The 21,866-nt window shown below is 38.4% G+C and carries 26 protein-coding genes; 5 read left to right on the forward strand and 21 right to left on the reverse strand.

Annotated features, from left to right (window positions below):
- Positions 1-224 precede the first annotated feature (224 nt).
- A complete protein-coding gene (locus NSU13_RS08980) occupies positions 225-806 on the reverse strand; it encodes an NAD(P)H-dependent oxidoreductase (protein ID WP_267542746.1) in 582 nt (193 codons plus the stop codon).
- A 123-nt stretch (positions 807-929) separates the two neighbouring features.
- Here NSU13_RS08980 and NSU13_RS08985 point away from each other — a divergent pair, with 123 nt between their 5' ends.
- Positions 930-1,274, forward strand: coding sequence for a helix-turn-helix domain-containing protein (locus tag NSU13_RS08985; protein ID WP_041117536.1), 345 nt, complete (start codon positions 930-932; stop codon positions 1,272-1,274).
- Positions 1,275-1,583: 309 nt separating this feature from the next.
- On the opposite strand, the gene NSU13_RS08990 is transcribed toward NSU13_RS08985, so the two are convergent.
- The 5 genes from NSU13_RS08990 to NSU13_RS09010 form a co-directional block, all read right to left on the reverse strand.
- Positions 1,584-1,838: a hypothetical protein gene (locus tag NSU13_RS08990; RefSeq protein WP_231293985.1), complete on the reverse strand. Its 255-nt coding sequence runs from the start codon at positions 1,836-1,838 to the stop codon at positions 1,584-1,586.
- Between the two features lie 115 nt (positions 1,839-1,953).
- A complete protein-coding gene (locus NSU13_RS08995) occupies positions 1,954-3,057 on the reverse strand; it encodes a threonine synthase (protein WP_342490003.1) in 1,104 nt (367 codons plus the stop codon).
- A gap of 72 nt (positions 3,058-3,129) precedes the next feature.
- The gene (locus tag NSU13_RS09000; RefSeq protein WP_024427108.1) at positions 3,130-3,504 is read right to left on the reverse strand and encodes a RidA family protein; all 375 of its coding nucleotides are present in this window, start codon (positions 3,502-3,504) and stop codon (positions 3,130-3,132) included.
- Positions 3,501-4,166 (reverse strand): helix-turn-helix transcriptional regulator, encoded by a 666-nt coding sequence (locus NSU13_RS09005; RefSeq protein ID WP_061109937.1) that lies wholly within the window; start codon positions 4,164-4,166, stop codon positions 3,501-3,503. The genes NSU13_RS09000 and NSU13_RS09005 overlap by 4 nt, the downstream gene beginning before the upstream one ends.
- Positions 4,167-4,423: 257 nt before the next feature.
- Positions 4,424-4,651 (reverse strand): hypothetical protein, encoded by a 228-nt coding sequence (locus NSU13_RS09010; protein WP_335371283.1) that lies wholly within the window; start codon positions 4,649-4,651, stop codon positions 4,424-4,426.
- Between NSU13_RS09010 and NSU13_RS09015 the strand changes: the two genes are divergently transcribed.
- Together NSU13_RS09015 and NSU13_RS09020 are read left to right on the forward strand one after the other, a co-directional pair.
- Positions 4,593-4,781, forward strand: a complete 189-nt coding sequence (locus tag NSU13_RS09015) for a hypothetical protein (protein WP_046311248.1) — start codon at positions 4,593-4,595, stop codon at positions 4,779-4,781. The two genes, NSU13_RS09010 and NSU13_RS09015, sit on opposite strands and share 59 nt — an antisense overlap.
- 168 nt (positions 4,782-4,949) lie before the next feature.
- Positions 4,950-5,264 (forward strand): monooxygenase, encoded by a 315-nt coding sequence (locus NSU13_RS09020; RefSeq protein ID WP_342490029.1) that lies wholly within the window; start codon positions 4,950-4,952, stop codon positions 5,262-5,264.
- Positions 5,265-5,312: 48 nt separating this feature from the next.
- Here NSU13_RS09020 and NSU13_RS09025 read toward each other — a convergent pair whose 3' ends face one another.
- Positions 5,313-6,260, reverse strand: coding sequence for a carbon-nitrogen hydrolase family protein (locus NSU13_RS09025; protein WP_342490004.1), 948 nt, complete (start codon positions 6,258-6,260; stop codon positions 5,313-5,315).
- Between the two features lie 101 nt (positions 6,261-6,361).
- Between NSU13_RS09025 and NSU13_RS09030 the strand changes: the two genes are divergently transcribed.
- Positions 6,362-7,252, forward strand: coding sequence for a LysR family transcriptional regulator (locus NSU13_RS09030; RefSeq protein ID WP_046311252.1), 891 nt, complete (start codon positions 6,362-6,364; stop codon positions 7,250-7,252).
- Between the two features lie 89 nt (positions 7,253-7,341).
- Here the strand turns inward: NSU13_RS09030 and NSU13_RS09035 are convergent, their stop codons facing one another.
- The 9 genes from NSU13_RS09035 to NSU13_RS09075 form a co-directional block, all read right to left on the reverse strand.
- On the reverse strand, positions 7,342-8,655 hold the full coding sequence (locus tag NSU13_RS09035; RefSeq protein ID WP_342490005.1) for a citrate:proton symporter: 1,314 nt from the start codon (positions 8,653-8,655) through the stop codon (positions 7,342-7,344).
- A gap of 113 nt (positions 8,656-8,768) precedes the next feature.
- Positions 8,769-9,623, reverse strand: coding sequence for a 3-hydroxyacyl-CoA dehydrogenase NAD-binding domain-containing protein (locus NSU13_RS09040; protein WP_065214421.1), 855 nt, complete (start codon positions 9,621-9,623; stop codon positions 8,769-8,771).
- Between the two features lie 14 nt (positions 9,624-9,637).
- Positions 9,638-10,831, reverse strand: a complete 1,194-nt coding sequence (locus tag NSU13_RS09045) for a thiolase family protein (protein WP_342490006.1) — start codon at positions 10,829-10,831, stop codon at positions 9,638-9,640.
- Between the two features lie 19 nt (positions 10,832-10,850).
- The gene (locus NSU13_RS09050) at positions 10,851-11,636 is read right to left on the reverse strand and encodes an enoyl-CoA hydratase-related protein (protein ID WP_342490007.1); all 786 of its coding nucleotides are present in this window, start codon (positions 11,634-11,636) and stop codon (positions 10,851-10,853) included.
- Between the two features lie 70 nt (positions 11,637-11,706).
- Positions 11,707-12,471, reverse strand: a complete 765-nt coding sequence (locus NSU13_RS09055) for an enoyl-CoA hydratase/isomerase family protein (RefSeq protein WP_041117558.1) — start codon at positions 12,469-12,471, stop codon at positions 11,707-11,709.
- Between the two features lie 21 nt (positions 12,472-12,492).
- The gene (locus NSU13_RS09060; protein WP_342490008.1) at positions 12,493-13,275 is read right to left on the reverse strand and encodes an enoyl-CoA hydratase-related protein; all 783 of its coding nucleotides are present in this window, start codon (positions 13,273-13,275) and stop codon (positions 12,493-12,495) included.
- Positions 13,276-13,297: 22 nt separating this feature from the next.
- On the reverse strand, positions 13,298-14,512 hold the full coding sequence (locus tag NSU13_RS09065) for a CoA transferase (protein WP_046311264.1): 1,215 nt from the start codon (positions 14,510-14,512) through the stop codon (positions 13,298-13,300).
- Between the two features lie 279 nt (positions 14,513-14,791).
- The gene (locus NSU13_RS09070; RefSeq protein ID WP_041117564.1) at positions 14,792-15,562 is read right to left on the reverse strand and encodes an IclR family transcriptional regulator; all 771 of its coding nucleotides are present in this window, start codon (positions 15,560-15,562) and stop codon (positions 14,792-14,794) included.
- 132 nt (positions 15,563-15,694) lie between these two features.
- Positions 15,695-16,840, reverse strand: coding sequence for a choline esterase (locus NSU13_RS09075; protein ID WP_342490009.1), 1,146 nt, complete (start codon positions 16,838-16,840; stop codon positions 15,695-15,697).
- A gap of 206 nt (positions 16,841-17,046) precedes the next feature.
- Here NSU13_RS09075 and NSU13_RS09080 point away from each other — a divergent pair, with 206 nt between their 5' ends.
- Positions 17,047-17,814 (forward strand): pentapeptide repeat-containing protein, encoded by a 768-nt coding sequence (locus NSU13_RS09080; RefSeq protein ID WP_046311273.1) that lies wholly within the window; start codon positions 17,047-17,049, stop codon positions 17,812-17,814.
- A 41-nt stretch (positions 17,815-17,855) separates the two neighbouring features.
- Here the strand turns inward: NSU13_RS09080 and NSU13_RS09085 are convergent, their stop codons facing one another.
- The 5 genes from NSU13_RS09085 to NSU13_RS09105 form a co-directional block, all read right to left on the reverse strand.
- Positions 17,856-18,278, reverse strand: a complete 423-nt coding sequence (locus NSU13_RS09085; RefSeq protein WP_041117570.1) for a cytidine deaminase — start codon at positions 18,276-18,278, stop codon at positions 17,856-17,858.
- 111 nt (positions 18,279-18,389) lie between these two features.
- Positions 18,390-18,662: a DUF2651 family protein gene (locus NSU13_RS09090; RefSeq protein ID WP_268481060.1), complete on the reverse strand. Its 273-nt coding sequence runs from the start codon at positions 18,660-18,662 to the stop codon at positions 18,390-18,392.
- Between the two features lie 229 nt (positions 18,663-18,891).
- Positions 18,892-19,812, reverse strand: coding sequence for an alpha/beta hydrolase (locus NSU13_RS09095; RefSeq protein ID WP_268481058.1), 921 nt, complete (start codon positions 19,810-19,812; stop codon positions 18,892-18,894).
- 29 nt (positions 19,813-19,841) lie between these two features.
- A complete protein-coding gene (locus tag NSU13_RS09100) occupies positions 19,842-20,234 on the reverse strand; it encodes a MerR family transcriptional regulator (RefSeq protein ID WP_342490010.1) in 393 nt (130 codons plus the stop codon).
- A gap of 167 nt (positions 20,235-20,401) precedes the next feature.
- Complete coding sequence (locus tag NSU13_RS09105) at positions 20,402-21,865, reverse strand: glycoside hydrolase family 1 protein (protein WP_176544438.1); 1,464 nt, start codon at positions 21,863-21,865, stop codon at positions 20,402-20,404.
- Position 21,866 lies beyond the last annotated feature (1 nt).

Below are 21,866 nucleotides of genomic sequence, written 5' to 3' on the forward strand. Positions count from 1 at the left end.
TTTGTTTTTGCTTAAAGGACTGGTGATTAAGAGTCTGCTGAACGTATAGAACTTAAGTTACAAAGCTTTACCTTCTTGTACAGGTCTATCCTTTTGTTTGTCTAAATCTCACCTCTTTTAAATTTCAAAAACTTCTACGACCTTCTCAATAAATTAAATCGGTCGTAGAGGTTGGGCCTTTTTGGGCTTCCTTGATTTGTTACCGAATTTGTTGGTACTGTAAATCAAATATTCTGTGATATTTCTTTTAAAAATTGCTTTCTCTTTTCATCAGTTGTTAAGTTAACTCCCGAAAAATGAATCCATTTGGTGTCTTCATTTTTAATTCCCAAGTCAGCAAGAGTTCTGTTAATAAAAACGCTTTGAATCGCATTCCCGCCTTCAGATTCTATATAATCCTTATCTGTTGTAGATGTTGAGATGACGGTTGTTTTTTTTATATTTGTCAATAAACCTTTTAAAGCCCCAGTGTTTTTATCTTCCAAGAATGCGAAACCTCTTAACATGACTTTATCAATAAATCCTTTTAAAATTGCAGGTAAATCCCACCACCAGACAGGAAATATAAATATCAATTCAGTTGACTGATTTAATTTCTCTTGATAATCCTTAACTAATTGATAAGGTGTATCTCCTTTATTAAAATATTGCAATTCTTCAGCTGAAAAAACAGGATTAAACCCATCTTTATATAAATCGATCACTTGAAATGGTTCTCTCTTTGTTTCTAGATTTTCTGTAATGGAAGTCAAAATGGCATGATTATAGCTTCCGTCCCAAGGATGTGCATAGACAATCGTTTTCATGATTCATTCACCCTTTTTTATTATTTTTCATCATATTTTGATGTACATTCATTTTATTGTATGCTATAACGTACTACAAGTACGGTAATTAAAGTGCGATACTAACCTAAAGGAGAGTGTAAAATGACCGAAGAATCCTTTACAGCTCATGTTGATCTAAAAGAAACTGGATTTGGGTACACTTTATCATTAATTGGTGGGAAATATAAGATGACGGTACTGTATGCTTTATATGCAAACAATGCGCCTATTCGCTATAATCAGTTGAAGCGATTGCTTGGGGCAATCTCTTTTAAAACATTAACCAATACACTAAAAGAACTTGAAGCAGATCAGTTAATTAATCGTAAAGAATATCCTCAAGTGCCTCCAAAAGTAGAATATAGTTTATCGGAAAAGGGATTATCATTGATCCCTGTATTAGATGAGATTTGTTATTGGGGGGAAGAACAAATGAAAATGAAATAGTTAGGCTGGCAAATCTTTCTCCTCAAAGCTGCAACTACAGCTACTAAAATAAGTAACCAACCGATTAACATTCGTTTAGGCTTCATAAAAGCAAAGTTTCCTAAGTTATATAAAAATTTAGCCATTCACTTACTCCTTTTTCATCGAATTCATGATATTCACCTCTTTATTCTACGCAATGAAATAGTGAAGTAAAATTGTACTTTTGGGCAAAAGGGATTGTACATTCAGGCAAGAAAAAGAGCATCTCTCTTGAGATACCCTTCATATATATATTGAAGATCTGGCATATGACAACATATCCTCTTCCTATATAAATCCCAATATCTCATTTTGTTGATGCGCTAGTTCCATTCCCTCTGCTAGATAGAGAGCGTTCATTTTATCTATATCATCATCTGGCCAATGGCGGATCAGTTGACGCAATCTAGCTGCAACGGTCTGACAAACATCTGGTGATAAGTAACGATCAGAATCGGGCTGTTCCAGCAATGGGATGATGTCATCTTGGTAGTTTTTAAAGGGTATTTCCCCACCAAACCCCTCCATATCATCTAAATTCATACCAATACAAGCAGCTAACCTTTTTCAAAAACTATGGAAGTCACTGTATGACCAATGTGCTTCGCAATGAGTAAAATCCAAACCCATGAAACATTCCTCCGATTTCAAGTTTGGGTTATTTTGATTTAATTCCTGCACCACAAAGAGGTATGACGATTGTCTCTTTTGATTTCTTTTTATATTTCATGTAGCCAGCAAAATTGACAGCAGATGTCACTTCCACATAAAATCCTTTCTCACTTAGTTTAGAGCGTGCATTCAATATCTCTTCTTCTTCAATATCTATAAATGTGCCATTGGTATTTTGTACAGCTTCTAGAATTTGTTTGGAGCGCGCCGGGGCAGCAATGGCTATCCCTTCTGCCAAGGTTCCTGTATTCGTAACAGGCGATGCTGATTCTTTCGCATTTTGATAAGCTTTCACAAGAGGTGCACAGTTTTTCGCTTGTATGGCAATGATTTTCGGTATTTGATGAATCAAACCATTTTCAAATAACTCTTTAAAACCATAATACGCACCTAGGAGGAGAGTACCGTTTCCAACTGGAATGATTAAAGCATCAGGTGCTCCATTTAGTTGCTCATAGATTTCATAGGCGTATGTTTTAGTGCCTTCAAAAAAATAAGGGTTATAGACATGACTTGCATAAAAAACCTTTTCATTGTCTACTGCTTTTTGTGCCGCAGCTGCAATGTCCTCTCGCGTCCCGTGAATTTCTTTAATCGTTGCGCCATGGGCTTTGATTTGAGCGACTTTTTTTGGTGAAGTGTCATCGCTTAGATAGATGTCACAGGCGATACCGCAACGTGCTGCATATGCTGCTATCGCCGTTCCTGCATTCCCACTACTATCAGCAATCACCTTTGATACCCCTAATTCTTTTGCATGTGTCATCAACACAGCGGCTCCTCGGTCTTTAAAGGATAATGTCGGCATCATATAATCAACTTTTACATAAGTGTTTGGCTCATTAGGATCTAAAACGATTAACGGAGTTTGACCTTCACCCATTGTCACAGATTCCCAAGTCTTAGAATCTTTTGAAAATGGCATTGTTTCAACATAACGCCATAAGGAGTTTGGGTAGTGATTCCAAGCCTCTATATCTATTTTAGGGGTATCTTTCACCAGATTTAATACGCCGTTACAATCACATTTCCATAAAGTTGGTGTCATCTCATACTTTTTGCCGCAATGGTTGCAAATCAATTGATTCATCAATCATCAGCTCCTTTAAATAATTTTTTATATGAAATATATTTTTTTATATAACATGGGCAAAAAAATAATCTAAATATAAGAAATAGCATCAATTTCAATTTTGAAACCAAAATGTAATTCATTCGTTGGTACAACAGTCCGTGCTGGTTGATGTTCCCCGAAAAATTCAGTATAAACCGCATCTACTTTGTCCCATAGTTCAATATCCGAAATGTATAATGTCATACGCAAAATCTTTTCTTTTTTACTTCCGGCTGCTTCTACAATCATCTCCACATTCTTAAGCGCTTGCAATGTCTCTTCTTCAATGGGGCCGAATTCTTTTTCTCTCGTTTCTGGATTGATGGCAAATTGTCCTGAAACGTAGACCGTGTTTTGATGAATGGTTGCGAATGCATAGTGTCCGTTGGATTTTAGATTCCCTACCTCAAGGATACTTTTCATTTCGTTTTCCCTTCATTCGATTTATGTTTGATCTCATCCAAATAGCTGTAGACAGTGACTTTAGAAATACCTAACATAGAAGCGACCTTCTCAACCGAACCTTTCATTAAAAAGATTCCCTTTTCATCCATGAACCTTATTAATTCAATTTTTTCATGACGTTTCATAACTGGGTGGACACTGTTTTGAATGATCTGTTGAATCAATTGATCTACTATTCCTTCCACATTTTCAAGATTATCATTTGATGTTGTTTCATTCTCTTGAACTTCAACTTTTGTAGAAAGAAAAGTATCCATAAATTGCTGCATTTGATTCAATGCTTCAACATCAAAATTGATACAGAATGCTCCAACCACCTTTTTCTTAGAATCACGAATTAATGAAGTCGAAGAACGAATGGTACGGTTGTCTTCTGTTTTAAATGTATACCCAGCAAGATAATCTTCTTTAAAATCTTCGGATTGTAAAACAGTCTTTACCAAATGATCAAATGATTGACCGATTTTTCTTCCCGTCACATGATGATTGACTGTAAACATGACAGATGCTTGAGGGTTCGTTAAATCATGAATCACTACTTCACAATTTGGTCCAAACATTTTTGCCGTAGATTTTGCTAAAGGAATATAGCTCTCTAATAAATTCTTCGTATTTTCCATGCCTAAGCACCTCATTTGTTTATTCCACTAGATTATATAATTTTTTATATATAAAAACAATATATAGATTTTTTTATATATGTTGAAAAGGTTGAGAAAATATAAAAAAAGCAGCCATTGACTGCACCTGAACCGTTCCATTGATACGGTATCACCTGCAAACATTTCTTCTTTTAGGCTATGGATGAAAGAAATGCCGTCATCGTATGCATCTCCTCTTCTTTATGGAAATCGTTTAAAACTACATCACATTTATATTATAACGTACACCGTTCGTTTAAAAAGTTTATTTCACGATTGTGTGTTTTAATGAAAAGAAACCAATCGTCCGCCATCATATGATACACTCCAACTAGGAATGTGATAACGATGATTCTTGAATCAGTCGTTTCCATTGTTCTAATTCTGAGTGTAAGAGGTGTTTCTATGAATAAATTATTGGCAACGTTGATATTAGGATTGGGCTTTAGTGGTGCTGCTCTCATTCTTTCTGTCCCTTTGTTATTCAAGTCCAAACCAGAACAATTTGAGCTGGTGTTTACTGCTGGATCAGCGGGCGCTTTCGCAGTATTCGCTGTCTCGTGCCTAGTTATTCGAAAACAATTCATTCGCTAAAAAACCTAAACACAATTGGCCATTAGAACAACAAGTCCAATTAATCCTGCTAGTTGACCCATCAGATGTACGTTTTTTTATGGAGAAGGAACTTCCGCGAGAGCAGTATCAAATGAAAGAAGTGCTGGGAGAACTCTATTTTACAATTTCAACATAAGGAGAATGACGATAGTACACTTATTACAGATAGATTTTAAGATGAAGGGTCCTTTCGGTGATGAAATGGCAAAAGAGTTTTCTGATTTAGCGAAAAGTATAAATGTGGAAGACGGATTCATATGGAAAATATGGACGGAGAATCCGGAGAAAAATGCTGGCGGAATCTACTTATTCGAAACAAAAGAAGCAGCTGAAAACTATCTCGATATGCATTCTAAAAGAATCACTAGCTTTGGAATAACAGACATTAACGCTAAAATCTTTGACATCAATGCTCATCTTACTCATATCACAAAAGGTCCATTAAAAACTCATCAATGTTGACACACGAAAAAAAGAGCGGCTGATGGCTGCTCTTTTTTTGTTGGGATTTCATCGATTCATCCACTTTACATTTTCTTTTTTCTCTTCATTGACGACGAGCTGGAAAACATCAGGCCTTGAATAATGCCCTGCGACATCGAAGTCAAATTGACTAGAAGAAATATCACGCAAATCAAGTTCTGCCAGCAGTATCTCTTCTTGACCATAGACAGGTTCTTTTATATATTCGCCTAACGGACCGACGATTGCACTTCCCCCTCGGCACATTTCATCAGGAGAAGATGCTAATTCTTCATAGCAGGCTAAATCTTTAGGGTACATCTCTTTATTCACATATTGATTACAAGATAGAACGAAGCACCGGCCTTCTGCGGCAATATGGCGAATCGTAGATTGCCATAGCTCCCTGGAATCTGCCGTAGGGGCTATATAGATTTGGACACCTTTTGCATACATCGCTGCTCTAGCTAATGGCATATAGTTTTCCCAGCAAATTAAAGCGCCTATTTTTCCATACGGTGTATCGAAAACCGGCAGTGTGCTGCCATCCCCCTCTCCCCATATGAGTCGTTCAGAACCTGTCGGCTTTAGTTTACGGTGCTTTCCAAGTAAGGCTCCATCTGGTCCGAAAAACAATACGGAACAATATAAAGTCCCGCGGCTTGATTCATTATCTCTTTCAATGACACCAATGACAAGATAGACACCAGCTTTGCGGGCTGCTTCTCCTAACTTGTCTGTCGTTCTACTAGGAACTGGAACTGAATTTTCTAAGTAACGAAGCCAGTCCTTTCTCCCTTCTGGAGAACGGCTTCCTACTGTGGCGCCAAAAGCTAGTCCTCTTGGATAGGCAGGTATAAAAGCCTCAGGAAAGACAACAATATTGGCTCCTTTTTCTCCGGCCTCAAGTGTTAATGAAATGGCTTTTTCAGTACAGGCTTCTCTATCCATAATGACAGAAGCAGCTTGCACAACAGCAACTCTACATGTTGACATCTTAACCCCCTCCTTAGTCTTAGTGTAAAAACAACCGATTATAATGTACAATATATCATCATCATAATGAGTATGCATTATTGGAATAATGGGAGGATCAAATGAACATACGGGACTTTGAAATTTTTAAAACGATTGCGGAATGTGGAAGTTTTTCAAGAGCAAGTGAAAAGCTTTTTATTGCCCAGCCTTCCCTTTCTAAAACCATTCAAAAATTAGAGAAAAAACTGGGTGTCATCCTTTTCGATCGGTCAAATCGAATTTTCAGGTTAACGGATGAAGGACAGCTTGTATATGAAAAAGCGATTACGGTGCTGCAGCAAATGAATGAGCTGCAAATGGAGCTGGGTGATACAGAAACGCATATTCGCGGCCATTTAAAGATCGGACTGCCGCAAGTGATTGGAACCTTTTTCTTTTCGAAAGTGGCAAAAGCTTTTACTAAAAAGCATCCAGATGTGACGCTTGAAATGATTGAGGAGGGCGGCTTGCATGTAGAAAAACTCGTTGAGAATGGCGAAGTAGATGTTGCCTTTGTTGTCATACCTGCGCAAAGTCATGAATTAGAAGAACAACTCATTTTTGAAGCGCCGTTTGTGGCTTGTTTACCAAAAAATCACGCTTTAAAAGATGAACAGCAGCTCTCACTCGAACAGCTTAAAGAGGATAACTGGATATTGTTTGATTCTTCATTTGCGTTGAGTCAAGTGATTTTAGAAAGCTGCCGTAAGGAACATTTTGTTCCCAAAATCGCTTACAGCACAACACAATGGGATTTATTGATGACATTAGTTCGTGATGAACTAGGAGTGGCGATCCTTCCAAGTCCTTTAACGAACATGTACAAAGAGGACATTTGTGTAAAACCAATTAGCAGTCAATATATTCCCTGGAAAATTGGAATTGTCGTGAAGAAAGATCGTTATAAGACACGTGCTTTGAAAGCTTTTTTAAAAATCGTCGCGGATATATATTCTAGGGATCAAAAATAGAAACAAATAAAAAATGATCCTTCTTGTTTTCTACCATGTAGAAACTGAAAAAAGCCTAATTCCAAGGCTTTTTTTCATTTTATATGCTGTTATCTGACCATGATAGCACCTGTCAGCCATGCAATAGACATGAGAACTAAACATGTGAGTATGGACCATTTAAGGGCGAAACGTACGTATTCGGCAATATTCAGCTTGAGCATTCCTGTTAATAGAATTGTAGCAGGTACCAGTGGCAATAAGAAATGGGCAGCTTGTGTCAAAACGACTGTTCGCACAATTTCTATTGGTTCAATTCCGTAAGCTTGAGCGGTACTTGCAAAGATTGGAACGACTCCGAAATAAAAGGCATCATTGGACATAACAAATGTAAAGGGAATGCTGATTAAACCCACAATGATAGGGAAAAATGGCCCCCAAGCTTCAGGAATAATTGAAACCAAGTTTGAGGCGATAGAATCCACCATTTTTGTGCCTGATAATATCCCTGTAAATGCCCCGCCTGCAAACACGACAAGTAATACTAACAAAGCGTTGCCACCGTGATCTTTAATTCTCCATTTCTGCTGTTCCAGGGTAGGATAATTGATGAGCATAGCTACGACGACAGCAATTAAAAATAAGATCGCCGGCTGCATAAGATCTAATATTAATGCAGCCATTACAGTAACAGTTAAGGTTAAATTCACCCAAATCAACTTTGGCCGTTTAACTGATTCATCTTGGTCAAAAGCTATATTCGCAGATGATTCTTCATTCGCTACAGCTGCTTCGCTTAGATCAACCACACCTAATCTTTTTCTTTCCATCTTTCCTAGAATAAAGGAGACAAGTAAGACCCATAAAGAACCTAAAATTAATGTTGGTATAAGGGGAACAAAGAAGTCCGATTGACTAAGTCCGAGCACTGATAATGCCCGAATTCCAGGTCCTCCCCACGGTGTAACACCACACACGACGCTAAAAGCAAGCATCGAAATCGTCGCTAAAACAAGAGGATTCATCTTTAATTTCTTATATAAAGGTAGCATAGAAGAAATGACAATAATAAAAGTTGTCGTACCGTCCCCGTCTAATGCTACTAAAAGTGTTAGAATTGCCGTCCCAACTGCTACCTTTAAAGGATCTCCCTTAACTGTTTTTAATATTTTTTTAATTAAAGGATCAAACATACCTGCATCAATCATGATCCCAAAAAATAAAAGTGCAAATAATAGAAAAGCAGCTGAAGTCGCTACAAGCTTAATTCCCTCAAGCATCATGTCGTCTACAGTTGTCACAAATCCTCCAATAATAGCAAAGATAAGTGGAATGATGGTTAAAGCCGTGAACGATGATAACCGCCCTGACATAATAAAATATGTAAAGACTGTTATCATCGTTATCCCTAGTATTGTCAACATGTACGTTCCCCCTTGCACTCTTATATCCCAAAGCTGCCATTTTGATAACGCTTACAAAATGTGTTTAAGTGTGAAATATATCAACTCTATTCCACACTATTTACGATCACAGATCATTTGGCCTCAGTATAATGAAAGAATCCTGAGCCTGTTTTTACCCCTAGTTTGCCAGCTTTCACATATTTTCTTAGTAAAGGACATGGTCTATATTTTTCCCCCAACGTTTGATGCAAATATTCCATATTCCTCAATCTCGTATCCAACCCGACTAAATCTGCCAACGCAAGCGGTCCCATCGGATGGTTTAACCCTAAGTTGATCGCTTTATCAATATCCTCTGCGGAGGCAACCCCTTCCAGTAACATATTCATTGCTTCATTTCCGATGAGGCAGTTCATGCGGCTAGTAATAAATCCTGGAAACTCGTTCACTTCTACTGTTTCTTTCTTCATTTTTGTTCCAATGTCTCTTACAAAGTCCACGGTTTTTTGTGATGTATCCAGTCCTCTGATCACTTCAATTAACTTCATCTTATGAACAGGGTTAAAGAAGTGCATAGCGATCACTTTATCTGGACGTCCAGTTTGCGCACCAATTTCTGTAGGGCTCATTGTAGAGGTATTCGTTGCTAAAACTGTTCTAGGCGGGCAGAGTTTATCGAGCTTTTGAAATACATCTATCTTCACGTCCATAATCTCTAATACTGCTTCAATCGCGATATCACAATCTTCAACAGCTAATGTTAAATCTGAATGAAAAGTAAGATTTTCTAAACATGTCTTGATATCTTGTTTAGAAATATATCCCCGCTGTTCACTTTTAATGAGTTCTTGTTGAATATAGTTTTTTGCTAATGTGAGCGATTCAGTATTGATATCATGTACTGCTACAGAGAACCCATTGAGGGCTGCTACATAAGCAATCCCTCTACCCATTGTTCCTGAGCCTATAATCGCCATCTTATTCATAGGTTTACCTCCTTTTAAACTTGTAAATTTTCAAAAATAGTCGTAATTCCTTGACCTCCTGCAATGCATAAAGTCACCAAACCATATTTTTCTCCCCGGCGTTCCATTTCATGGAGTAGTTTTGTAGTTAAGATCGCTCCAGTCGCCCCTATTGGATGACCGAGGGCGATCGCTCCGCCATTGACATTTACTTTTTCTATGTCTAAATGCAATTCTTTTATAACAGCTAAAGCTTGAGCAGAAAAAGCCTCGTTTAATTCAATTAATCCAATGTCATCTATTGTTAAATGACACATTTCTAATGCTTTTATTGTTGAAGATACTGGGCCAATTCCCATGATGTCTGGGGCAACTCCAGTGCTTGCCTGCCCAATAATTTTTGTTTTAGGCACGAATCCTTTTTCCATCGCAATGGTTTTATTCATCATAAGTACGGCAGAAGCTGCATCATTTCTTCCGCTTGCATTGCCAGCTGTTACTGTACCATCTGATTGAAATACGGGTTTCAACGCTGATAGTTTTTCCATAGTCGTTTGCCGGGGATGCTCATCTGTTTCAAACAAGAAGACGTCTTTCTTTCTCTTGACCTCGTATGGCACAATTTCTTTCAAAAATACGCCTTTTTCTAATGCCTTTCTTGCTAATTCTTGGCTTCGAAGAGCAAATTCATCTTGTTCTAGCCGATCAATTTTGTATTTTTTGGCTATATTTTCAGCTGTAGCACCCATCGTGAGATGTCCGTAATCTTCGATCGGCTGTGAATAAGGCTGGCTTTCGGTATTTGGGTCAAGTAATAAGCCATTTCCTGCACCATATCCATATCGAGCATTTCGTAAATAGTAAGGAGCTGTGCTCATACTTTCTGCTCCGCCTGCAATCACTACATCGCTCAAACCTAATTTAATTTGCATGTCAGCAGTATTAATGGATTGTAAGCCTGAACCGCATTGTCTGTGAATTGTATAACCTGGTATATGAACAGGCAGTCCTGCCCTTAATAATGAAAGGCGGGCAAGGTTAGAGGAATCTGCGCTTTGCTTTGCTTGACCCATAATGACTTCGCTCACTGCATTTGGATCAAGCTTGGCACGCTGCAAAACTTCCTTTATCACTTTTGCAGCTAAGAAATCTACTAGTTCCGAACTTAACGATCCGCCTAGCTTTCCAATAGGAGTTCGAACGGATTCTACGATCACGACCTCGTTCATTTATTTTTCGCCACCTTGTTTATAATTCTTTATAGAAAGTAGGTTTTCGTTTTTCTAGAAACGCTTTCGTACCCTCATGTTTTTCATCCGAACTAAATAAAATGGTTTGAGCAAATTTTTCTAACATCGAAGCAGTATGAAAATCTGCATCTTGCCCTTGATTCACTACCATTTTAGCGAGTTTGAGTGCTAAAGGCCCCTTCGATAAAAGTGAATTGATGAATTCGTCCAATTCAGACTTTAATTCACTATTTTCTACTGATTTCGTTACGAGGCCGATACGTTCTGCTTCTGTCCCATCAACTAATTTACCCGTTAAGATCATCTCTAGAGCGCGGCCTTTACCGATCATTCTTGTTAATCTTTGAGTACCACCTGCACCAGGAATAATACCTAGGTTCAGCTCTGGCAAGCCTATTTTTGCTTGTGTTGAAGCAATTCTTACATCACATGCTAAGGCAAGCTCACAGCCTCCGCCTAAAGCGTGACCATTTATGACAGCGATGGTCACTTTATTGGATTGTTCAATTTCTTGATACATTTTTTGCAGTCCCGGCATGAGCGCTTCAAGCATTGTTCTCTCATGTAATTCTGTGATATCAGCTCCTGCTACGAACGCTTTGCTGCCTGCACCTGTGATCACAATGATCCTCAAATGTTCATCCTGCTCTAATTCGTATAAGGCTTTTTGCAGCTCTTCAATGGTCTTTTTATTTAAAGCATTTCTAACCTCTTGCCGATCAATCATAATCGTTGCGACGTACTTATTTCTTTCAACTTTTATGTGCTGAAACAATTCCTTCACCCTCTATCAAAAATGGTGGAAATTCTGTAGACCTTTTGAAAGCGCTATTATTTGGAAGCGTAAAGACATTCTATTTTCCTTTCCAAACTGGCTTTCGTTTCTCAAGAAAGGCTTGCGCTCCTTCAATTCGATCTTCACTTTCATATACATTAGGTCCGATATCCAGCTGCAAAGCTTGGAATAAAGGGACATCCATTGTCTTCCATATCGTTTCTTTGATTCTCTGTACAGAAAGGGGCGCACACTCGCAAATTTCTAGTGCTAGTTCAGTGGCTCTTTCTAATAAAAGTTCTTGATTTTCTAATATTTCATCGACTAAGCCTATCCTTAGAGCCTCTTCAGCTGTTACTAATTTACCCGTATACAACATGTTAGCTGCAAAGCTGGGTGAAATGAGTTTAGGTAATATTGTCGCTCCAAAGGTAGCACCCATTCCTCTTTTCGCCTCTGGCATTCCCAGCTTGCAATCTACAGTGGCAAGACGAATATCACTTGCCAAGGCGATTTCACAACCCGCTCCAACAGCTACACCATTCATGGCACATATGACAGGTTTATACGTTTCGATAATGGCGTTAAACAATCTCCCTCTTAAAGGTTTCTTCTTAAAAGCCTCTGGATTTTCTTTTGCTTCCTTTAAATCCCTGCCGCTGCAAAAAGCTTTATCTCCTTTCCCAGTTAAAATAAGAACACGAGCTTTCGAATCGCTTTTAAAATCCTCTAAATATTCCAAAAATAAATCCGACATGATGGAATCGATTGCATTTCTTTTTTCGGGTTTATTTATATAAAGGTAGGCGATTTCACCTTTTTTTTCATAATGGATTGGTTTCAATTGATGAACCTCCTATCAATGTTATTTTCCAATAAAGTTTGGTTTTCTTTTTTCTTTAAATGCTGCGACACCTTCTTTGTGATCCTTTGTTTCTTTGATAATTGCATAATGAGAGGAAATTAAATCAAGTGCAGGCTCTAATTCCATATTTCGAGAGTACTTCACGGCTCTTTTTGTCATCTTAATCGCAATTTGAGGTCCGTTAGCAATTTGTTCAGCTAACTCAATTGTTTTTTTCATAAACTCATTCTGAGGATAAACATGGTTGACAATCCCTAAGCTTAAAGCCTCTTGTGAGCCAATAAAGTTTCCAGTCCATAATAATTCAAGGGCTTTTGCTTCACCTACAATTTTCGGAAGAAAGAAAGCGCCTCCATCTCCAGGTATAAGTCCTACTTTTACATAACCCTCACTCACCTTTGAATCATCAATCATTGTACGAATATCGCACATGAGAGCCATATCTAATCCTGCTCCAACTGCTGGCCCATTAATTGCAGCGATGATCGGTTTATCAATATCTCTTAAGGCAAGAGGAATGCGGTGAATATTTTCCCAAAGCTTATTTTTATTGTTTAGTGGTGTTGGGTCTGTTGTCATTCCGCCCACATCGCCGCCTGAACAGAAGGCATTACCTGATCCCGTTAGCAAAATCACATGAACGTCATCGTTTTCTTTAGCACTTTGAAGAGCAGCTACCCACTCATCTATCATTTCTTTATTTAATGCATTTTTCTTTTCTGGACGGTTTAATGTAATGGTTTGAACATGGTTTTGAATTGCCGTTAAAATGGTTGGTTCCATTTTGATGCCTCCCTTAAACGCATTAGTTTTTGTTTGTCATTTCTTCTTTGGAGCGAATGACTTTTTTATGACGCAAATCCTGTAACTGTTCATGATTCATCCCTAATAATTCTTGTAAAACTTCATCTGTATGTTCGCCAATTGCGGGCGCTGCAAAGACTTTTTCAAGCGGAGAAGCCGATAATCGAATGGGTGAGCCAGGAACTTTGATTTTCCCCTCTTTTGGACGTTCAACTTCTTGAATCATTCCTCTGTATTTTAGGTGAGGATCGTCTGCTACTTCAGCGATCGATTGAACAGGTGCATGAGGAACGTTTGCTTCTATTAAAGCATCTGCAATATCCATCTTCTTTTTGTTAGAAGTCCAGCTTGTCACGATCTCATCGACAATGTACGTATTGGCTGAACGATCGATATTTGTTTGAAAACGTGGATCATCTAATAATTCATCTTTTTCCATCACCTTCAGTAATGACTGCCACTGACGATCAGCTACACAGAGTATAGCGATATAACCATCTTGTGTCGGATAGACATTGTAAGGAGCCGTTGCCATCCCGCTATGTTGATTTCCTGTTCTTTCTGCCACTTTTCCCCCTTGGCTGTAGAACGCTCCTAGTGCAGATGCTAGTGTTGGATAGATTGTATCGTGCATAGATACTTCTACTAGCTGACCCTTCCCAGTGCTCTCTCGCTGATAAAGAGCTGTTGTAATTCCTCCAAATAAATGAATGCCCCCGAGGAAATCACATATGGCTGGTCCTGCTTTTACTGGTGGTTTATCTGCAAATCCTGTGGTCGCCATCACGCCTCCCATTGCTTGAACAGTCAGATCCATTGCTGGCCTGGCGGCATAAGGACCATCTAAACCGTAGCCTTTACCTGACGCATAAATAAGGCGAGGATTGATTTCACTCAAGACGTCGTATCCTAAACCGAGCCGTTCCATCGCGCCGAGCGAAAAATTTTCTACTAAAACATCCGCTTTTTTCACTAATTCAATAAATACTTCTTTTCCTTCTGGAGACTTAAGATCTAATGATACGCCTAACTTATTTGAATTCAGCATCAATAACTCATGACAGTCTCCTTTTCTCCTTACACGCAGGTTTTCTCCTTTAAGCGGTTCTATTTTAATAACCTTAGCGCCTTGATAAGCTAACATGAGTGAACAATAAGGTCCGTTGTAGATTTGACCTAAATCTAAAACAACAATATCTTCCAATGCCTTTTTCATCATAATCCTCCTATCTTAGTGATGAAGCTGTTAAGTGTATTTTCACATTATACCGATAATCGGATTATATTTCCGATAATCAGAATTTTAGCACGAGAATTGATGGTGTTCAATAAAAAGTTTGACAATTCTGTTTATTTGTTTTGATTTTATTTTTTTGAAAAAATAAGAAACTCCCTCGAATTACTTATATCAGTAAGTAACTAGAGGGAGTTTCTATAAAAAACGATATTTATATTATCATATTAAGAGAATAAAAATGATTGTATTGCACATCCGTTAAGAGGGTGCAGCCTCTGTTTTTTCTACATGACGTTCTATCTCCAGTGCTGCTTCTTTGGCAAGTTGAGCAAAGTACTCAACAGTGTCATCTTTTTTTCGATAAGTAGGGCAATGTATAGAGAGACCTGCAAGAATGTGTCCTTCTTGAGACAGAATGGGCACAGCGACATTTAGCGCGCCTTCATTTACTTCTCCTTCTGTATAGGCAAACCCCTTAGTTTTTATTTGATCTAAATCTTCTTTTAGTCTATCAATCTCTATCTCATATTTGGACGACAATCTTCGGATCATCAGTTCTTGCTGCTTATGATCCATGAATGCAAGTAATACCTTCCTGGATGCTCCTTTATGAATAGGTTTGCTTAATCCGATAGGTCTTGAAAATTTAACATCATGAGGGCTTTCGATAGATGCAATACATACGCCCTCTTTCGTCACTGGATCCATGATATTTAAACTGACGGTTTCTTTCGTCTTTTGAGCAATATCTTCTATAAAGGGCATCGCAATTTCACGAAGTTCTGGGATGGGATCTGCATAAATTCCTAATTTATAAGCATTTAACCCAAGTCTTATTTTTCCGGTTGATGTATTCTTAGTGAGATAGCCGCATTCCATTAAAGTATTTACTAAACGAAAAGTAACAGTAGTTGATATACCCATTTTTTCTGTTATTTCTTTTACAGTAAATTCTTTATTTACTTTATGAAAAAGGTCTAGAATATGCAGACCTCTGCGTAAAGTTTGGGAGGTAGATTTATCAGTCATAAAAAAGCTCCTTTCCGTTCTTTCCTGATAGCTTTATTCTAACTTTAGATTCTAAATCCCTCCAGTGAAAAATTGCCTTTCTTCACTCGACCATCTTTTCAAGCTTGTATAAAAGGGGAAATCTCAGCTAGATCACTTTCTGCTCGTTTTCTTAATCAAGTCCACCCCATCATATGACAGACTTTCCACATGTACAGGTTTTTGCAGAATGTAATGATCAAAAAAGGTACTCGTATAGTCTGTGACAAGATTCCGCATCTCCATTGCATCGCGTTCGCCTCTCAGTTCTTCGTTCACACCGGTAAACACGATGTCGCAATAATCTAAATGTGCAGCATGGTCAACAGAGAAATAATAGGTTTCCATGCTATTGTTAGCGCCAATGATCGCATTCATATGATAGTTAGGCTCAGAAAACAGCAGTAAAAAGGGTTTTTTCAGATCGCTGTCAAGAAGACCGAAGGCACCGCTATCGAGGCCAATCCCGCAGGCGAATCGGTCGTCATCCCGGCAAACAATCGCTGTCGTAGGCCCTCCGTAAGAATGTCCGACTATGCCCATGCCGGCGTCAAGCAGCAATCTGCCATTAAAGATGGAATGGAGTTCCCCAGCGTCTAGTTTGTAAAGATAATCGGCTGCATACCTTACATCCTCTGCCTGTAATTCACTATATTTAGTTAACTGATTAAGTATTGGCAGTGTAAGGACGTTACGGCATGTCTCAATGGCAGTTTCATCGTCAGGCCGCATCGTCATCTGACCAGCCAGCGCCATCATCTCTGGATCTTCAGAAAACGCCATAATGGCATCTGAAAAATCCTTTGACACATTAAACAGACGCCCATCTTTACACTTATACATCGTGCTATTCTGATGACCGATACTGACGACAATGTACCCCATGCTAGCAAGGTCTGTACAGATCACTGTCCCCCATTCTGGAGAACCGCCCCCGCCGCAAACATAAAATAACACTGGATAGCGCTCTTCCTTCCCGGAAAGAGCCAGGTCGTCGTAACAATACGTTTGGATATCGATAGAGAAAAAATCCTTTTCCTTCATATACTCAGTGACAAGCGGCTGGTCATGCAGCATTTCGTATACTTCAGGAAACATGTACGTTGATGGGGTCTTCCCTTCATTGCTATCAGACGGATAGTATACAAATGCGGTCAGTTCTCTTTTTGAGTGATCAGATGCCGTGTACTCTAAATCCATCTGTGTGCGTCCGGCAGTATAGCTGCCGATTGGTTCTGGGAAAGCGTCATACCTTTTCATTCTTTTGTTCCCCCTTCTTGATTTAAAATGAATGTGAAATACACATTGTGATATAAGCGCTTTTCAAAACGATGACCGCTCTCTTTATGTTTCTAGCTTTATGATATAATAACTTGTCAGTGCCAACCGCTTAGTGAAACCGAAATGAACTTGCTGGAAGGTATTCATCATTGGAAAAGATTCTGAAGAAATGATAGGTGATCACAATGAGAAGGCTTGAGTCTGGAATGTCAGTAGACAACGAAATATTTTCTGATATTGTCAGGTATGAACATGAAACAATAAGCGCAGCGACGATCAACAACTCGAATGTTCATTCACCTATATTTTGGAGCTGTCACCTGCGTCATCTTGTATTTGATACGTGTGATCTAACGAATGCGAGATTTTTTGCAGGTAGTACGATCGAGCATTGTACGTTTATTCGTTCCGATTTGCGTTCTGTTGGAATTGCTAGAGAAGAGGCTGTTTTTACGAATTGCGAATTCTCCTCCTGTGATATGAGAGGAATGACATTGGAAAATGCTGCGTTTATCAACTGTACATTTTATCAATGCAGGTTTAATGACCGCGTTTTACAAGCAGCGAATATCGTAAATTGTACCTTTACCGGTAAGCTGGTGGATATAACGTTTGAGGGAAATGGTAAACAAAAGCTGATTGCCAATTTTGAAAACTGCACCCTTGACGGTGTTTGTTTTAAAGGCTGTGACCTATCGCAATGTATTCCGCCAGCATCCAAAAACCATCTATATGTTGAAGAAATCTCCGCGCGTGTCAAATCTGCATTGACGAAGATAAATAATGACTGTCAACTTTCTGACGAGGATCGCAAAGTACTGGTACGCAGACTGCGCAAGCTTGAGCATATGGAACAATATATTTTTAACACGGCGCAAATGGAGAAAATACATGGAGCTGTTTTTGTGGAGCGATTTTTCAGTTATTTAGAATGCAATAAAGAAAACACTTGATGCTTGCTGCATCCCTCTTCCTGCTAAGTCTAGGTCGTATATCAACTTCGAGTATATTTGAGTGGAATGAGTTCTCCAATTTTCACTTTGACTAGTCCGCCATCTATTTCTATGATGACAAAACATTCTGGTCCGAAATCTGAAATGAGCTCTCTGCAGATGCCGCAAGGGCTTACGACCCTCAATCTTCTATCCTCTTCATCTGAATATGGATGTCGAACGGCAACAATGGTATCAAAATCTTTATATCCATTCGATAAAGCACTGCCAATTGCAATGGCTTCTGCACAAACCGTTACCCGTCCGATATAGGCTTCTATATGGACAGCCGAGATCATTTCTCCTGTTTTCATGCGGATAGCGGCTCCTACATGGTGTTTATCCTCTTCATAAAGGCTCATAATCTTCTTTTTTGCTTCGTCTATTAACTCTACATCTTTTGGAGTAAGATCAAATGTGTGCATTGTGTTCCCTTCGCCCTTCTATGCTCGTTTTGAATGTACTGATCTATTATACCAAACTTCAGATAATGGATGGATACAAAAAAGCTGATTTTTTGACCATCAGCTTTTTCGTTATGTTCTTTTATAGCGGGCATACATATATCGAATGATTTTTGTGATGACAGAGGTACACATGCATAAAAAGGTCATCACCACGACCCAATACATATTTGACATGTCAAACCCAGTATAGGCAAATATGAAAATAGTGGAGACTGCAAATGTGATGATAAGAACGATGTAAACTCGCTTAAAGATGCAGTAGCCAACAATCCCCCATATCAAAGATAATAAAGGCAATGTAAATAAGATCAGCGCCATGGGATGGAGAAAGAAAGCACTCATCATGTCACTCTCCTTTTAAGAACCGGTGAAGAACCGAATATGTATCATATTAATAGGAAATTCGCACGTTGTAAACAAAAATTGGAATTTAAGGAATATTAATCTGAGGCGGATTGACATTCTAAATGTATGTCATGTTGAATGGAAAAAGACTGCTTTCAGTAAGCAGCCCATTTCGCTAAGCTTTCAAATATTCAAGCCGGAGCATTTTGATATGTGAAAAGAGAATCTAACTATTTATCACCTGAATGATTTTTTCCTGAGCGTCTTGTGCCTCAGGGATTGGCATGACGACAAACACATGCAGCATTTCTGGATAAACAAAGGTTTTCATGTCAATTCCTTGTTCTGCTAGCTTTTCATCAAGCTTTAGTGCATCTGGATATAAAATATCATGTGTTCCAATAAAATGAGTGATCTTCGCAAGACCGTTAAAGTCACCGTGAATTGGACTGATTAATGGGTCAGTTACCTTTTTATCTGCTGCCCACATTTTTGTAATGACATCTATTCCTTCTGGCGCTAGAATGGGATCTTTATCGGCATATTCAAATATAAGAGGATTGCTTAAACTCATATCAACACATGCAGATAATAAAATGATATCCTTCGGCTGCGGCAGACCTTCCATCTTTAAGAGGTGCGCAAGGCCAAGAGAGATATTTCCGCCCGCTGAATCACCCATGATCGTTAATTGATCGGTACTCTCAACCGTTTTTAGTATTTCTTTATATAGATTTAAGATTTTCGGATAGGTATCTTGGTAGCTGTAATGAGGTAATTTAGGGTAAATAGGAGCGATCACTTTGGCGTTAAGGGACCTAGCCAATTTATCCATGTACCACCAATGGAAATCGAGAGGCTGGTTTACCCAGGCACCACCATGTATATATAAAATCACCTTTTGTTTTTGCGACATTTGGTCATTCAATGTGAAAACCTGCATTCCTTCGAAAGACTGCTCCTTTATCTCACTCTTTAATTTCACATCGTCTCCGATTGCATAAGGCTTTATATTTTCTATTTGAGACAGAAGTTTTTTGGTTTTTTCGACACTAGCAAAACTTTCTTTATTACTTTGGGACGTGAATAATGTTTCAAATTGAATACTTTCTTCAGAACGTTCTCCATTAAAAATGTCGACACTCATTTTGTTTTCTCCCCTTTAAGCATATATGTTTATTCGTCATCCTGATTCATCATACGAAATGATTTGAGATACACTTGTACTTCTTTCTCAGGAGTCTTTAATAAGTTAGATAAAAGGTCTTGTATGAGACGGAGACTGTTAATTTTCTTTTCAATTTCTTCATGTTTTTGATGTACAATTCTTTTTAAAGTATCAAGTTCTATGTCTTGACTCAGCATTTCCAATATTCCTTTTATTTCCTTTAGTGAATAACCCAATGATTTGGCATCTTTGATTAATTGAATTTTCACGATATAATCTTGTGTGTATAGTCTATAACCGTTCGAACGGCGTCTAGGGACAGGTAAAATGTTGTGTTCTTCATAGTAACGAATTGCGGCAGGGCTTATTCCTGTTTGTTTGGCAAGTTCTCCTCTAGTCATCAACTCAAGTCGTTACTCCTTTTTCGTGATTTTGTCTTTCTATATTTACATTATAAAGGTTGAACGATACTTCAAAGTCAAGTTACGTTTTCGTAAAAAATAAAACACCATCGCATGCAGCCGGTTAAGGCGCCCCGCGATGGTGTTTTACATCATTCAATCTGCTTTTATAGATCTTCCCCATTTGATGCGATTACATTTTTGTACCAGAAGAATGAGTCTTTGCGGTAACGATTCAGTGTACCGTTTCCTAGGTCGTCTTGATCCACATAGATCAAACCATAGCGTTTAGTCATTTGAGATGTTCCGCAGCTGATTAAGTCAATGCAGCCCCAAGGTGTATATCCCATTAAGTCAACACCTTCTTTTACGGCTTCTTTCATCTGTTCAATATGTTTTTTCAAATAATCAATTCGATAATCATCGTGTACTTTTCCGTCTTGTGTCAATGTATCCCTTGCACCAAGTCCATTTTCACAAACAAATAAAGGCTTTTGGTATCTGTCATACAGTTTAATTAATGAAATGCGCAGACCCATTGGATCGATCGGCCAATCCCATTGTGATAATTCCAAGTGTTCATTTTTAATCGGACTGTCAAACGTACCCGCTAGCTCAGCTGCATCTTCACGTGCTTCTGCTACGTGGGACATATAATAGCTGATCGCAACAAAATCAACAGTGCCCTCTTTTAAAATTTGTTCATCCTGCTCTTTAATATCAAGCTTGATTTGATTATCAGCAAAGTATTTCACCATGTATGTTGGATATTCGCCTCTAGCTTGAACATCAGGATAGAACATATTCAATTGATTCGATTTGACTGCCTGCAGCTGATCCTCTGGTTTTGTTGTTTTTGCATAGGCTTCAATCTGGTTAATCATACAGCCAATTTGGACATCTGGAATGATTTCCTTCGCAGCCTTCACTGTTAAGGCACTTGCCACAAATTGATGATGAGATGCTTGGTAAGCAGCTTGTAATTTATGATCTACTAGATCCTCTAAAATTCCAGCACCTGTATAAAGGCTGTTGAGGTTCATATTCATTTCATTAAACGTAATCCAATATTTCACTTTGTTTTTATATCTTTCTAAAATCGCTCGTGCGTATTTTTCGAACAATGGGACAAGCTCTCTACTCATCCATCCATTGTATTTCTCTGTTAAAGTAATCGGCATTTCATAATGAGACATCGTTACTAGCGGTTCAATTCCATATTTCGCACATTCATCAAATACTTTATCGTAAAAAGCCAATCCTTCTTCATTCGGCTTGTCCTCTAAACCTGTTGGAAAGATTCTTGCCCATGAGATAGACAAACGAAAGACTTTAAATCCCATTTCTGCAAACAGTGCAATATCTTCTTCATAACGATGATAAAAATCAATTCCGCGTCTTTTTGGGAAATCAAATGCATCAGGATTTTCTTTGTACTTGTTTAGTTCAGCTGAACTAACATCGAATGTAAAGTTGTTCACTTTTCCTTTTGCATATGGATCTTTATATGCAGCGAAGTCTGAAGTTGACAGCCCTTTTCCGCCTTCTAAATATGCACCCTCTATTTGATTGGCAGCGGTTGCGCCACCCCATAGAAAATTATCTGAAAATCCTTTTTTTAATTCTTTCATT

It is taken from the genome of Bacillus sp. FSL M8-0049, assembly GCF_038593355.1.
Lineage (GTDB): Bacteria > Bacillota > Bacilli > Bacillales > Bacillaceae > Bacillus > Bacillus safensis.

Coding starts and splice junctions, on each gene's coding strand:
- NSU13_RS08980 (WP_267542746.1), bottom strand. CDS start 806: ATGAAAACGATTGTCTATGCACATCCTTGGGACGGAAGCTATAATCAT.
- NSU13_RS08985 (WP_041117536.1), top strand. CDS start 930: ATGACCGAAGAATCCTTTACAGCTCATGTTGATCTAAAAGAAACTGGA.
- NSU13_RS08990 (WP_231293985.1), bottom strand. CDS start 1,838: ATGAATTTAGATGATATGGAGGGGTTTGGTGGGGAAATACCCTTTAAA.
- NSU13_RS08995 (WP_342490003.1), bottom strand. CDS start 3,057: ATGAATCAATTGATTTGCAACCATTGCGGCAAAAAGTATGAGATGACA.
- NSU13_RS09000 (WP_024427108.1), bottom strand. CDS start 3,504: ATGAAAAGTATCCTTGAGGTAGGGAATCTAAAATCCAACGGACACTAT.
- NSU13_RS09005 (WP_061109937.1), bottom strand. CDS start 4,166: ATGGAAAATACGAAGAATTTATTAGAGAGCTATATTCCTTTAGCAAAA.
- NSU13_RS09015 (WP_046311248.1), top strand. CDS start 4,593: ATGAATAAATTATTGGCAACGTTGATATTAGGATTGGGCTTTAGTGGT.
- NSU13_RS09010 (WP_335371283.1), bottom strand. CDS start 4,651: ATGAGAGCAGCACCACTAAAGCCCAATCCTAATATCAACGTTGCCAAT.
- NSU13_RS09025 (WP_342490004.1), bottom strand. CDS start 6,260: ATGTCAACATGTAGAGTTGCTGTTGTGCAAGCTGCTTCTGTCATTATG.
- NSU13_RS09030 (WP_046311252.1), top strand. CDS start 6,362: ATGAACATACGGGACTTTGAAATTTTTAAAACGATTGCGGAATGTGGA.
- NSU13_RS09035 (WP_342490005.1), bottom strand. CDS start 8,655: ATGTTGACAATACTAGGGATAACGATGATAACAGTCTTTACATATTTT.
- NSU13_RS09040 (WP_065214421.1), bottom strand. CDS start 9,623: ATGAATAAGATGGCGATTATAGGCTCAGGAACAATGGGTAGAGGGATT.
- NSU13_RS09045 (WP_342490006.1), bottom strand. CDS start 10,831: ATGAACGAGGTCGTGATCGTAGAATCCGTTCGAACTCCTATTGGAAAG.
- NSU13_RS09060 (WP_342490008.1), bottom strand. CDS start 13,275: ATGGAACCAACCATTTTAACGGCAATTCAAAACCATGTTCAAACCATT.
- NSU13_RS09065 (WP_046311264.1), bottom strand. CDS start 14,512: ATGAAAAAGGCATTGGAAGATATTGTTGTTTTAGATTTAGGTCAAATC.
- NSU13_RS09070 (WP_041117564.1), bottom strand. CDS start 15,562: ATGACTGATAAATCTACCTCCCAAACTTTACGCAGAGGTCTGCATATT.
- NSU13_RS09075 (WP_342490009.1), bottom strand. CDS start 16,840: ATGAAAAGGTATGACGCTTTCCCAGAACCAATCGGCAGCTATACTGCC.
- NSU13_RS09080 (WP_046311273.1), top strand. CDS start 17,047: ATGAGAAGGCTTGAGTCTGGAATGTCAGTAGACAACGAAATATTTTCT.
- NSU13_RS09085 (WP_041117570.1), bottom strand. CDS start 18,278: ATGCACACATTTGATCTTACTCCAAAAGATGTAGAGTTAATAGACGAA.
- NSU13_RS09090 (WP_268481060.1), bottom strand. CDS start 18,662: ATGAGTGCTTTCTTTCTCCATCCCATGGCGCTGATCTTATTTACATTG.
- NSU13_RS09095 (WP_268481058.1), bottom strand. CDS start 19,812: ATGAGTGTCGACATTTTTAATGGAGAACGTTCTGAAGAAAGTATTCAA.
- NSU13_RS09100 (WP_342490010.1), bottom strand. CDS start 20,234: ATGACTAGAGGAGAACTTGCCAAACAAACAGGAATAAGCCCTGCCGCA.
- NSU13_RS09105 (WP_176544438.1), bottom strand. CDS start 21,865: ATGAAAGAATTAAAAAAAGGATTTTCAGATAATTTTCTATGGGGTGGC.